The sequence below is a fragment of the Geothrix alkalitolerans genome, assembly GCF_022808885.1.
Classification (GTDB): domain Bacteria; phylum Acidobacteriota; class Holophagae; order Holophagales; family Holophagaceae; genus Geothrix; species Geothrix alkalitolerans.
The window spans coordinates 183,428-195,865 of sequence record NZ_JAKZLE010000001.1; the positions used below are offsets into that span (position 1 = coordinate 183,428).

Consider the following 12,438-nt stretch of genomic DNA (forward strand, 5'->3'; position numbering starts at 1 on the left):
CATCATGACGCCGGCTCCTGACAGCCTGGTGGCAGGAGTGTTCAGAGCCTGTTCTTTTCCGTCCTGATTTTTCCCAGGTAGTCCTCCAGGCCCCGGCCGGCCACCGCCTCGAAGGGCCCGAGAAGCTCGCTGGCCTGGATGCGGTCCACGCGGAAGGTCCGCAGCGCCTCGCGCAGCTCGCACCAGGCCGCCAGGTGCCAGCGGTACCCCCAGAAGATCACGCCCAGGGGCGAACCACCCGCACCGAGCCTGTCCCGTCCGCCCGGGCGTAGGTGATCCGGACCCGGCGCTGCTCGCGGAGGCCCTGTCGGAGATCCCCGAGGAAGCGGGCGGTCTCGGGCGGCACGTGGAAGTCGGGGACCAGGAAGGGGAGCTCCGAAAGGGCCGTCCGCCGTCCCGGGGGCAGGACGGCCTCCACCTTCCGGAGCAGGCTCTCCGCCGCCGCCCGGAGCGAGGGATCGCCCCAGGCCGCCGCGACGCGCGCCCCCAGGAGCAGGGCCTCGGCCTCTTCGGCGTTGAACATGAAGGGCGGCAGGTCGAAGTGGCGCGGCAGGCTGTAGCCCACCCCGGCCTCGCTCTCGATGGGCACACCGGAGGCCATGAGGTCGGCGATGTCGCGGTAGAGCGTCCGTTCGCTGACGCCGAGCTCCCGAGCCAGCTTCGCGGCGGTGCTGATGCGGTCGCGCCGGAGCAGCTGGACGATCTGGAACAGGCGGTCGGCGCGGCGCATGAGGATCGGAGATCTGGGGCCTCGGTCCGGACCAGGCCTAGACCCGGCCGCCGCCCACGCGCTCGATGCGGGCGCCCACGCCCTGGAGCTTCTTCTCCAGGCCGGCGTAGCCGCGGTCCAGGTGGTAGATGCGGTCCACGATGGTCTCGCCCGTGGCCACGAGGCCGGCGATGACCAGGGCAGCGCTGGCCCGGAGGTCCGTGGCCATGACCGTGCAGCCCGTCAGCTCCGCGGGGCCGGCCACGATGGCCGTGTGGCCGTCCGTGCGCAGGTTGGCGCCCAGGCGCTCCAGCTCCATGGCGTGCTGGAAGCGGTTCTCGAAGATGCCCTCGTTGATGACGCTGATGCCGCAGGCCTGGGTCATGACGGCCATCACCTGGGCCTGCAGGTCCGTGGGGAAGCCGGGGAAGGGCAGGGTGGTGACGTCCTTGGAGCGCAGCTTCTGGCCACACTCGCGCTGGATGCGGAGCTGGCGGCCGTCCTGCCCCTCGCGCTCGGTGATGACGCAGCCTGAGCGCTCCAGCAGGTCCAGCAGGGCCCGCAGGTGCTCGGGCTCGCAGCGGTCCAGCACCACGTCGCCGCAGGCGGCGGCCACGGCGCACAGGTAGGTGCCCGCCTCAATGCGATCCGGGATGACAGCGTGTTCGCAGCCATGGAGCCCCTCGACGCCGGTGATGGTGAGGGTGCCCGTGCCGATGCCCTCGATCTTCGCGCCCATCTTGACCAGCAGCTGGGCCAGGTCGCCGATCTCCGGCTCTTGCGCGGCGTTGCGCAAGACTGTCGTGCCCTCCGCCAAAGTCGCGGCCATGAGGATGTTTTCGGTCGCGCCCACGCTCACCTTCGTGAAGGCGTGGTCGATGGCCTTGAGCCGGCCCTTCACCGAGGCGTGGATGTAGCCGTGGCTGATCTCGATCACGGCGCCCATGCGCTCCAGGGCCTCCAGGTGCAAGTTCACGGGCCGCGCGCCGATGGCGCAGCCGCCGGGCAGGCTCACGGTGGCCTTCCCGAAGCGGGCGAGGAGAGGCCCCAGTACGAGAATGGAGGCCCGCATGGTCTTCACCAGCTCGTAGGGGGCCTTGGGATCCTCGCTGCCCCCGCAGGCCAGCTTCGCCGTCAGCTCGAAGCCTTCGCCTTCGGGTTCCAGCGCCGCCTCCGTGCCCAGGGACTGGAGCACCTTCACCATGGTGCGGATGTCCGCCACCGCCGGCAGGTTGGACAGCACGACGGAATCCGATGTCAGCAGGGCCGCCGCCAGGCAGGGCAGGGCCGCATTCTTCGCCCCCGACACCCGGATGCGCCCCCGCAGGGGATGTCCACCTTGGATCACCAGTCGGTCCATCGAAACTCCAGCCTTCCAGCGTAGCCCAACCTTGCGGAGGGGGGATGGATCACCATGCTTGAAGTGGGGTGGGGCGGAGGGCGGCGCTAAAGGTTTACCCCGGTGCTCCCACCATGAAACCCGGCGACCCCCGAACCTGGATGTGGACCCGCGCCCTCGAGGTGCTGAACGAGGCCGAGCGCCTGCAGAAGCAGTTCTTCCACGTGGGCCGGTCCGCGTCGCGCCGTCCGGCCTGGGAACCGCCGGTGGACATCTTCGAGTGCGAGGGGGGCCTGCGCATCGTGGTGGCGCTGCCGGGCCGGTCCGTCGACCGCCTGAAGGTGCTCTGGGAAGGGACCGATCTGGTGATCAGCGGGGAACTACCCGTTCCCTGGAAGGACCGTGTCGGCGCCATCCACCGCGTGGAGATCCCCCACGGCCACTTCGAGCGCCGGATCGAGGGCCTGCCCCCGGGGCTCGAGATCGTCCGGAATGAATGGAGCGACGGCTGCCTGCTCCTCACGTTCCGGGAGGCAGGCAGGTCATGACCAGGAACCACGGATCGCGGGCCGGCCGCGAACCCGTCAGAGAGGCCGAGCCGGAGCCGCTGTCGGTACCCGACCTTCCCAAGGATGCAGCGGCCATCATCGCCGTGCCGAAACTCGACCTCTTCCCAGGCATGGTGATGGTGGTGACCATCGGCCAGGGGCAGCCAGCCCTCATCGCGGCGCAGGAGGCCATCAAGACGGAACGCGTGCTGGGGCTGCTGCTGCAGCGGGATCCCGCCAAGGAGGAGCCAGGACCGGAAGACCTCTATCAGGTCGGGACCCTGGCCCACATCCTCCGGTTCATCACGACGCCGGATGGCTCCCACCACCTCATCTGCCACGGGGAGCAGCGCTTCCGGGTGCTTGAATTCCTCGATGGGTGGCCCTTTCTGGCTGCCCGCATCGACCGGGTCCACGAAGACGACACTCTGTCCAGCGCCCTGGAAGCCCGGCTCGTCACCCTGCGCCAGCAGGTGCAGGAATACGCCGAAGCCCTCCCCATGCCTCCCCTGGAGCTGATCAACGCCATCCGGCAGCTCAATGCGCCAGGACCGGCCGCCGATCTGGTGACCGGGCTGATGGACATCAAGGCCCAGGACAAGCAGGACATCCTCGAGACCTTCGATGTGCGGGAGCGGCTGGACAAAGTGCTGGCCCGCATGGCTCACGCCCTGGAAGTGATCCACATGTCCCGCAAGATCACCGAGCAGACGCGGGAAGCCATGAACGCCCAGCAGCGGGAATTCCTCCTGCGCGAGCAGCTGAAGCAGATCCAGAAGGAGCTCGGGGACACGGACGAGACGGCGGCGGAGCTGGAGGCGGTCGCGAAGGCCATCGCCGACGCGAAGATGCCGGAAGACGTCGAGAAGCAGGCCCGCAAGGAGCTGAGGCGCCTGCAGCGCATGCCGGATTCGGCCGCCGAATATTCCATGATCCGCACCTACCTTGACTGGCTGACCGAGCTGCCCTGGTCCCGCGAAAGCGAGGCCGGCATCGACATATCCGAGGCGCGGAAGATCCTGGACGCGGACCACTACGGCCTGGAGAAGGTCAAGAAGCGCATGCTCGAGTACCTGGCGGTCCGCAAGCTCAACCCCGGGGGGAAGAGCCCCATCCTGTGTTTCGTCGGACCTCCCGGGGTGGGGAAGACCTCGCTCGGGCAGAGCATCGCCCACGCCACCGGGCGAAAGTTCGTGCATGCGAGTCTGGGCGGCGTCCACGACGAGGCAGAGATCCGGGGCCATCGGCGCACGTACATCGGCGCCTTGCCCGGCAGCATCATCCAGGGCATCCACAACGCCGGCACACGCAACCCGGTGTTCATGCTGGACGAGATGGACAAGCTGGGCGCCGGGGGATTCCACGGCGATCCCGCCTCGGCCCTTCTGGAAGCCCTGGATCCGGAGCAGAACAGCACCTTCCGCGACAACTACCTCGGCCTCCCCTTCGATTTGTCGCACGTGATGTTCATCGGCACGGCCAACGTGCTAGAGACCATTCCCGGCCCGCTCCGCGACCGCATGGAGGTGATCCAGCTCCCGGGCTACACGGAGGAGGAGAAGCTCGAGATCGCACGCCGGTACCTGGTGGGGCGGCAACTGGCCACCAACGGGCTGACGGCGCCGCAGTGCGCCTTCGAGGAGGGGACCCTCACCGGCATCGTCCGGGACTACACGGGGGAAGCCGGCGTGCGCAACCTGGAGCGGGAGATCGGATCTGTGCTCCGCCACGTGGCCATGGGCGTGGCCGAAGGCAGGCTGGAGACCGTCCGCGTGAAGCCGGAGGATCTGGGCGAGATCCTCGGCCCGCCCCGGTTCGAGTCGGAGAGCGCCATGCGCTCGGGAAGGCCGGGCGTGGCCACGGGGCTCGCCTGGACCCCCGTGGGCGGCGACATCCTGTTCGTCGAAGCGGCCCGGATGCCGGGCAGCGGCAAGCTCCTCCTGACCGGCCAGCTGGGCGACGTGATGAAGGAGAGCGCCCAGGCCGCCCTGTCCCTCCTGAAGGGGCACCTGGGCGAGCTGGGCCTGGCGGGCGAGGACTTCGAGCGGCTGGATGTCCATATCCACGTGCCGGCCGGCGCCACGCCGAAAGACGGGCCCAGCGCTGGCATCGCCATGTTCGTGGCGCTGGTCTCCCTGTTCACCGGACGCTCCGTCCGGAGCGACACGGCCATGACTGGAGAGATCTCTCTGCGGGGGCTCGTCCTGCCGGTGGGCGGCATCAAGGAGAAGGTGCTCGCGGCCCTGCGCTCAGGGATCACCCGGGTCATGATGCCTTCCCGGAATCGGAAGGATCTGGAGGATATCCCGCCCTTGGCCCGGGAGCGCCTGCGGATCATCTGGATCGACCAGGTGTACGAAGCGCTCGGCGCGGTCCTAGAAGAAGGCCCCTGAGGCTGGCGGCATGCGCTTTCCCATGAACAAGGAAGGCCCGGTCCGCGTGGATCCGGGCCCTGGCGTTCAGTGGCGTCTACTTTGCCATGGTGGCATAGGCGCTGGGGTTCGCCTTGACCTTGGCGGCGCACTCGTCGCAGCAGACGGTGAGTTCCTTGCCCGCCACCCGCACCTTGATCCCGCCGTCTTTCATGTCCCAGTCGCACACGGGGCACTTTTCGATGCTCATGGACCTTCTCCTCGTGGGGTTCGCCGGGTAGCCACCACGGCCGCCGGGCTCGAACCCTGTGAGAACAAAGGTAGGAAAGGGCGGATTCTCAAACTTCCAGATTCTTGCTCATTTGATGCAAGGTCCGAACGCTGGCGTTCCGTCGCACCTCCGAAGGCGTCCGGCCGAATTCCTTCCGGAAGGCGTCCGCGAAGTGGCTGTGGCTGGAGAAGCCGAGATCCAGGGCCAGTGCGGTCAGATCCTCCTCGCCGCCCGCCAGGCGATCCAAGGAGGCCCTGAGGCGCAGCAGGATGAGGTAGCGATGGATGGAAATCCCGGTGCGCTGCTGGAACACGCGGGCGAAGTGGAAGGGCGAGGCGTGGACGGCCTGGGCCACCTCGTCGAGGCTGAGGCGTTCCCCCAGGCGGGCCGCGAGGTGGCTCTTGGCCGCTTCGACGAGGGCCTCGTGATCGGCTTCCGTGCCCTCCCGGCGGGGACGGCGGGGATGGCCTTGCTGGGCGAAGGCGGCCTCCAGGGCGTCGGCCACGATCTGGAGGGCCGTGACATCCACCCAGAAGGGCTCCAGGGCTCCGGCCCCTGCTTCCAGGCGCCGCACCAGTTCCCGGTGCCTCCAGAAGACCGTCGAATCACAGGGGCCGGACACGAAGGGGAAGGGCTGCTCCGGCCGATCATCCACGGTGGGATCCAACTCCCGGATGATGTCCTGGAGGACGCGCGGCACGACGGCGAATACCGTGCCCCTGTCTCCGTCGTCGCCAGGGTGGCTCACGCGATACGTGGATCCCTTCGAGAAGAAGACCGCCTGGTTGACGTCCGCGGTGGCGTGGCTCCGGCCGAAATGCCGGCAGAAGGCGCCATGCCGCATGAGAACGAGCGTGTTGGCGTCGGAGGCCTCTTCGGGCCCGGGGCCGCCGCCGCAGGCACGGCAGCGGTATTCCCGGACGCCGACGAGGGGGCTGTCGTACAGGCCCCGGAAGGCGACGGGAATGTCAGGGCGACCCGGCATGCTTTCATCCTAGTGCACCCTCCGGGGGGGGCGGCGGGCTGGTTCCCGGGCCACCCTGTCGCCACAGATGTACGCCTTGGATCTTCGCCCTTCCACCGGCATTCCCGGGCCTCCCGGCTGATCACCCGGCGGCCGGTCCGCGCAGGCGGAAGGGCTGGAGCCGTCCATAGCTCAAGGAGCGCCAGATCCATTCCAAGGGGACGAACTGGAATCGTGTGAGCCACCACCGGCTGGCCAGGACCTGCAGCCCGTAGACCACGACTCCGAGCAGGGTGGCGGAAGCGAGGCCCATGCGGTCGTAGAAGCCCAGGCCCCAGTGATAGAAGATGCCCGTCATGACGAGGCTCTGAGCCAGGTAGTTCGTGAAGGCCATGCGCCCCGGCCAGGTCAGGACCCGAAGCCGGCGGCGCCAGGTCTCGTCCTGCCAGAGCAGCAGCAGGCCGGCCCCGTACCCGAGGGCCAGGATCATGGGTTGCAGGGTGGTGAGGGCGCGGAGCGGCAGCAACCAGCGGGAGAGGGGCCAGTGGGAGAGGGCCCAGGCCCTGGCCGGAGGCGTGTCCCGGCCGGCCCACACGAGGCCCAGGAGGAGACCCAGGGCCAAGCCCCCCTTGGCGACGCGGCGGAGCAGGGGGAGGTGGGCGGCCGGATCCTTCAGGAGGCCCGACTTCCAGATTCCGAGACCCACGAGGAAGTTCAGGATGGAGTATCCAAGCCCCCCCAGGAGCAGGCCGCTGGCGTCATGGAGCCAGTCCCGGAGGCGGAAGACGAGGATCTGCCACCAGGAGCCCTGCCCATAGGCGGCCAGGCACTGGCTGGTCCAGGCGCGGGCGGCGGCCAGCTCGGCGGCGGAGGGCATCGGCGGGGCGCCCCGGCGGAGGTGGAAGATTGAGACCACGAGCGCGATCCCCAGCCCCAGTCCCCAGAGAGAGGCTGTCCAGATCCAGACGGTGCGGGCCCGCCTTCCCAGGAAGGGCAGCAGGAGGAAGCCGCACAGTGCATAGGCGTGGAGGATGTCCCCCATCCAGAGCAGGAGGATGTGCAGGATGCCGAACCCGAGCAGGACCGCGAGCCTGCGCCGGATGAAGGGACCGAAAGCCTCCCCCCGCGCTTCGATCCGCTCCTTCTGGATGCTCAGGCCCACGGCAAAGAGCATCGAGAAGAGGGTCATGGCCTTTCCGGAAAGGAAGACGGTGGTCAGGAAGGCCGTCGCCCCGTCAGCCAGGCTGGGCCAGGATTCCCGCAGAGACTGGACCCGCGCCTCGGGCGCGAAGAACCATGGCACGTTCATGAGGAGGACGCCGAACAGGGCCGCCCCGCGGAGGGCGTCCAGGTGGCCCAGCCGCTCGGATTGGGACACTGGCCGGGCCTCGAGGTGATCCATGCGGGCTCCTGAGATTGGACGGAAGCCTATCGGGAGTCCGGCTTCCCCGCGAGGCCGGAACCGAGGAGCCTGCCCTGGAGGGACCCGCCCGGGAGCGGGCCCCAGGTTCGTCCATCCTGGCTATCTGGCCGGTTGTCGCCCAGGACCAGGTAGCCGGCCCCGCAGGCCTGGCGCCCCGCGCCGTTCCGCTCGGGATGGACGACCCAGGGTTCCTCCAGGCGCCGGCCGTCGATCCAGAGATCCGGGCCGTCCCAGCTCAGGGTCTCGCCGGGAAGTCCCAGCACGCGCTTCACCGAGGGCCCGTGGGGGCCCGCGACGACCCAGACCTCCCCCCTCCTGGGTCTGTGGCTGGCCCAGGCCCGCACGGCCCAGCGCAGGTCGCCATCGCGGAGCGCGGGCTCCATGCTGTGCCCTGACACCCGGATCGGATGCAGCACCGTCAGGGGCGACAGGGCCAGGGCCAGGGCGGCCAGGGGGATCCAGGGTTTCACGGGCGGACGGTCATCCGCCTTCCCCGTCCGTCCGTCAGCGCGAGTTCCTTGAGACGGGCGGGGGCGGAGACGAAGGGGGTCAGCTCGATCAGCAGCCGCCGGGCCAGGGCCAGGGGACCGTCCAGGCCCAGCTCCGAGAGGAGCTTTCCCTGGAGGGGCGCCAGGCTGCGGTCCAGGGCCGCTTCCAGATCCCGGAAGTCCACCACCACGTCGAAGCTGTCCAGGCCCGGGCGGGTGGCCACCACCTCCACGGTGTAGTCGTGGCCCTCCCAGGCCTCGCCCGTGCGGAACACCACCGACAGGGGGCGGGTCACGGCGGCTTCGAAGATCAGGGGTACGGCGGGACTCAAAGGGGGGCTCCGGAAACTGACTCCAGGTCGGGCCTTCAGTTTGTCATGGGCAAGGCTACACTGGGCCTTCGACCGCATACCTGATAACCGGGTGAGACAATGATCGGCCTCCGGCTCCTTGCCGAGGGACGAGCTGAACCTTGAATGCTGGAGGGATTGCCATGAAGGCCCTGGAAATCGCGCTGTTCTGGATCATGACCCTGGCTGCGGGCGGGTTCTTCGCGTGGACCATCCGCCTGCGCATCGCCACCCTGAAGGCGGGCCTGCCAGACAACCGGTTCGACCAGCCCTGGGTGCGCCTGAAGGGCGTCTTCACCCTCGCGTTGATGCAGAAGCGAATGGTCCGCGACAAGTACGCGGGCTTCTATCACATCCTCATCTTCTGGGGCTTCTGCGTCCTGTCCCTGCGCACCATCGGGCTGGTGCTGGAGGGACTCTTCCCCGTCTTCCACATGACCGAGGCCCTGGGCGGCTTCGGACTGGGCTACCAGGCCACCAAGGACATCTTCGAGGTGCTGGTGCTCCTGGGCCTGGGCCTCGCCACCTTCCGCCGCCTGGCCGCCAAGCCCTGGCGCCTGGAGAACTCCTGGGACGCCTGGGCCACGCTGAGCCTCATCGGCGGCCTCATGGTCACGGACCTCCTGGCGGACGGCGCCTTCGTGGCCCTGCACCATCCCACCTGGGCGGCCTGGTCTCCTGCGGGCGTGGCCGTGGCCGGCTGGCTGGGCGGAATGAGCGAAACGGGCCTCGCCGTCCTCTACAAGACGATGTGGTGGCTGCACCTGGCCGTCCTCTACTTCTTCGCCAACTTCCTGCCCTACTCCAAGCACTTCCACGTCTTCACCAGCCTCTTCAACATCTACTTCCGCGAGCTGGAACCCCAGAAGAACCTCAAGCCCATGGACCTGGAGGCCGAGCACTTCGGCATCAACAGGATCCAGGACTTCAGCTGGAAGCAGATGCTGGACTTCTACACCTGCGTGGAGTGCGGCCGCTGCCTGGAGAACTGCCCCACGACGCTCACGGGCAAGCCCCTCCGGCCCAAGAACTTCGGCAATGACCTTCGCGACTACCTGAAGGCCACGCCCCTGGAGCAGATGGCCCAGGACAAGCCCGTGCCCGAGGACCGCAAGCTCATCGGCGGGCCCGTGCCCGAAGGTTCCTTCTGGAAGCGCGGTGACGAGCATGCCCCCTGGAGCAAGGAGCAGCTCGAAGGCTGGATCAGCCAGGACACCATCTGGGCCTGCACCAGCTGCGGCTACTGCGAGTGGGCCTGCCCGCTGCAGATCAGCTTCGTGGACAAGCTGGTGGGCATGCGCCGCTACCTCACGCTGGAGGAGAGCGACTTCCCCGCCGAGGCGCAGACCGCCTTCAAGGGCATGGAGCGCCAGGGCAATCCCTGGAACCTGCCCCAGGCGGACCGGGCCAAGTGGGCCGAGGGCCTCGAAGTCCCCACCTTCGCGGAGAACCCCGAGGCCGAGTACCTCTTCTGGGTGGGCTGCGCCGGCAGCTACGACGCGGCTGGACAGAAGGTGTCCAAGTCCCTGGTGAAGCTACTGAAGGCTGCGGATGTCTCCTTCGCCATCCTGGGCACCGAGGAGAGCTGCACCTGTGAATCCGCCCGGCGCCTGGGCAACGAATACCTCTACCAGTCAGCCACCGAGGCCAACATCGAGACCCTCAAGGGCCATGGCGTGAAGAAGGTCGTCACCAACTGCCCCCACTGCCTCAACACCCTGAAGAACGAGTACCCGGCCTTCGGCGGCGACTTCGAGGTGGTGCACGGCACGGAGCTGGTGGCCAAGCTGATGTCGGAAGGCCGGCTCAAGCTCGACCAGAAGGTGGATGTGGACCTCACCTACCACGACCCCTGCTACCTCAGCCGCATCAACGGCCAGGTGGAGGCCCCCCGCGCCATCCTGGACGCCATCCCCGGCGTGAAGCTCACCGAGATGGAGAAGCACGGCGAAGCCACCATGTGCTGCGGCGCCGGCGGCGGCCGGTTCTGGCTGGAGGAGCACCTGGGCAAGCGCGTGAACCACGAGCGCTTCGAGCAGGCCCTGGAGACCAAGGCCACCACCATCGCCGTGGGATGCCCCTTCTGCAACGTCATGCTGAACAACGCGGCAGGCGAGACCAACCACGAGGGCGTGGCCACCACGGACGTGCTGGAGCTGGCGGCCAAGGCCCTCAAGGCCTGAACCACCCGGCCAGGGTTACCCACCGGGGCGCGCCCGCGCCCCGGGCCCGCCCCGGGGAAGTTTCGTCACCACGGCCTCCAACCCTGTGATCAGATGATGGGGCCCCCGCTCACGAGGCTCCAGGCATGCGCATTGCAGCGAAGATCATCTCCCTTACGGTCGCCACGGCTTCGATCGCGGGCCTGGCGCTCGGGACCTTCCTTGTCATCGAGGGGCGGCGCACGTCCGAGCAGCGCATCGAGCAGCTCGAGCGGACCCTGCGCACCGACTACGACCGGCGGGCGCGCCTCGAGGTCGAGACCGCGGCATCCATGCTCAAGGCGATCGCGGAGCGGCAGCAGAAGGGCGAGATCAAGGCCGACGAGGCGAGGCAACTCGGTGCCGATCTCCTGCGTGGCCTCCGGTACGACGGGGAGGGGTACTTCTGGGCGGACACGGTGGATGGCCTGAACGTGGTCCACGCCACCCAGCCCGGCCTTGAGGGCAAGAACCGGATCGACGCCGTGGATCCGAAGGGCACCCCATACATGCGGGACATCATCCAGGCCGGCACCAGCGGCGGCGGATACAGCAACTACTGGTTCCCCAAGCAGGGTGGCAGCGTGCCGTTGCCCAAGCGGGCCTACTCGCTCCTGGTGCCGTCCTTCGGCTGGGTGATCGGCACGGGCAACTACGTGGACGACATCGACGCGATCGTCGCCTCCGAGCGGGCGGCCGCCCTGGCCGACATTCGGCAGCGTACCCAGGTGCTGCTCGCCGTGGTCGTCGTGTGCCTGGTCGTGACCGTGGCGGTGTGGGCGACCTTCGGGCACCGGATCGCCCGGCCCATCCTGGCGATCACCGCCAGCCTCGGCCGCCTGGCCGCCTACGATTTCCGGGAGGACGAGCCCCTGAAGGCCTTCGAGGCCGCGCAGGACGAGACCGGCGCGATGGCCAGCGCCTTGCGGGCCATGAGGGAGGCCGTGGCCTCCCTGGTGGCCACGCTCCAGCACTCGGTCGAAGTCGTGAAGCAGGTGAGCACCCAGGTGAACGGCACGGCGCAGGAGGTGAGCGAGGGCTCCTCGGAGCAGGCGGCCTCGGTGGAGGAGCTGACCGCCTCCATGCAGGAGCTGTCCGCGGGCGCGGCCCGGGCCGCGGAAGATGCGAAGAAGGCGAGCGAACGGGCGGCCGGCGTGGCGGAGGAGGTGCGGGTCGGGACCAGCGCCGCGGCGGACACCTCGGCGGCCATGCGCGACATCGCCGAGCGGATCGGCATGGTCGAGGACCTGGCTTACCAGACCAACCTCCTGGCCCTCAACGCGGCGATCGAGGCGGCGCGCGCCGGCGTCCACGGGCGCGGCTTCGCGGTGGTGGCCGCCGAAGTGCAGAAGCTTGCGGAGCGCAGCGGCGAGGGGGCCAAGGAGATCCGCGCCATCTCGGATCGGAGCGTGGGCATCGCCGTGCGCGCCGAGGCGCTGCTCGCGCGCGTGGCGCCCGAGGTGACCCGGAGCGCCCGGAAGCTGAAGGCCTTCGCCGACGCCGCCACGGCCCAGGATCACACGGTGCGGGAGATCAACCGCGCCCTCGAGGAACTCTCCCAGGTGGTGCAGCGGCACGCGACGGCCGCCGAGGAGATGTCGGCCACATCGGAGGTCCTGTCGTCGCAGGCGTCAGCCCTCGACGAGAGCGCCAGGGCCTTCGTGCTCGAAGGGCCTGCCCGCGATACTGCCCAGGGGTGAGGGGCCAGGGCCCCCAAGGCCCGAGGTAAGGCCGATCAGGAGGCGGGGTTCTGGTGGCTGCCGGCGCAGGCGC

At 68.9% G+C, this 12,438-nt stretch carries 10 protein-coding genes and 1 pseudogene; 4 read left to right on the forward strand and 7 right to left on the reverse strand.

What is annotated here, in order from left to right; translation table 11 throughout:
* Positions 1 to 41: 41 nt before the first annotated feature.
* Together MLJ35_RS00845 and murA are read right to left on the reverse strand one after the other, a co-directional pair.
* Positions 42 to 730 (reverse strand): annotated as a pseudogene (locus MLJ35_RS00845) (helix-turn-helix transcriptional regulator).
* 37 nt (positions 731 to 767) lie between these two features.
* Positions 768 to 2,069, reverse strand: a complete 1,302-nt coding sequence (gene murA / locus MLJ35_RS00850; protein ID WP_243382221.1) for a UDP-N-acetylglucosamine 1-carboxyvinyltransferase — start codon at positions 2,067 to 2,069, stop codon at positions 768 to 770.
* A gap of 113 nt (positions 2,070 to 2,182) precedes the next feature.
* Here murA and MLJ35_RS00855 point away from each other — a divergent pair, with 113 nt between their 5' ends.
* Together MLJ35_RS00855 and lon are read left to right on the forward strand one after the other, a co-directional pair.
* Complete coding sequence (locus MLJ35_RS00855; RefSeq protein ID WP_243382223.1) at positions 2,183 to 2,596, forward strand: Hsp20/alpha crystallin family protein; 414 nt, start codon at positions 2,183 to 2,185, stop codon at positions 2,594 to 2,596.
* Positions 2,593 to 4,989 carry an endopeptidase La gene (gene lon / locus MLJ35_RS00860; protein ID WP_243382226.1) on the forward strand — a complete coding sequence of 799 codons (2,397 nt, stop codon included), beginning with the start codon at positions 2,593 to 2,595 and terminating at the stop codon, positions 4,987 to 4,989. The genes MLJ35_RS00855 and lon overlap by 4 nt, the downstream gene beginning before the upstream one ends.
* A 76-nt stretch (positions 4,990 to 5,065) precedes the next feature.
* Here the strand turns inward: lon and MLJ35_RS00865 are convergent, their stop codons facing one another.
* The 5 genes from MLJ35_RS00865 to MLJ35_RS00885 all read right to left on the reverse strand — a co-directional run bounded on the left by MLJ35_RS00865 (position 5,066) and on the right by MLJ35_RS00885 (position 8,446).
* Positions 5,066 to 5,218, reverse strand: coding sequence for a hypothetical protein (locus MLJ35_RS00865; protein ID WP_243294416.1), 153 nt, complete (start codon positions 5,216 to 5,218; stop codon positions 5,066 to 5,068).
* Positions 5,219 to 5,306: 88 nt separating this feature from the next.
* A complete protein-coding gene (locus MLJ35_RS00870; RefSeq protein WP_243382228.1) occupies positions 5,307 to 6,224 on the reverse strand; it encodes a helix-turn-helix domain-containing protein in 918 nt (305 codons plus the stop codon).
* A 121-nt stretch (positions 6,225 to 6,345) separates the two neighbouring features.
* Positions 6,346 to 7,605 (reverse strand): DUF418 domain-containing protein, encoded by a 1,260-nt coding sequence (locus MLJ35_RS00875; protein WP_243382230.1) that lies wholly within the window; start codon positions 7,603 to 7,605, stop codon positions 6,346 to 6,348.
* Between the two features lie 26 nt (positions 7,606 to 7,631).
* The gene (gene lepB, locus MLJ35_RS00880) at positions 7,632 to 8,096 is read right to left on the reverse strand and encodes a signal peptidase I (protein WP_243382232.1); all 465 of its coding nucleotides are present in this window, start codon (positions 8,094 to 8,096) and stop codon (positions 7,632 to 7,634) included.
* Entirely contained in the window at positions 8,093 to 8,446 is a 354-nt protein-coding gene (locus MLJ35_RS00885; RefSeq protein WP_243382234.1) for a hypothetical protein, read from the reverse strand. The genes lepB and MLJ35_RS00885 overlap by 4 nt, the downstream gene beginning before the upstream one ends.
* 161 nt (positions 8,447 to 8,607) lie before the next feature.
* On the opposite strand from MLJ35_RS00885, the gene MLJ35_RS00890 reads away from it, so the two are divergent.
* Both MLJ35_RS00890 and MLJ35_RS00895 read left to right on the forward strand, forming a co-directional pair.
* On the forward strand, positions 8,608 to 10,647 hold the full coding sequence (locus tag MLJ35_RS00890; protein ID WP_243382236.1) for a (Fe-S)-binding protein: 2,040 nt from the start codon (positions 8,608 to 8,610) through the stop codon (positions 10,645 to 10,647).
* 125 nt (positions 10,648 to 10,772) lie between these two features.
* Positions 10,773 to 12,365 carry a methyl-accepting chemotaxis protein gene (locus tag MLJ35_RS00895; RefSeq protein WP_243382239.1) on the forward strand — a complete coding sequence of 531 codons (1,593 nt, stop codon included), beginning with the start codon at positions 10,773 to 10,775 and terminating at the stop codon, positions 12,363 to 12,365.
* The last annotated feature ends 73 nt before the right edge of the window (positions 12,366 to 12,438 follow it).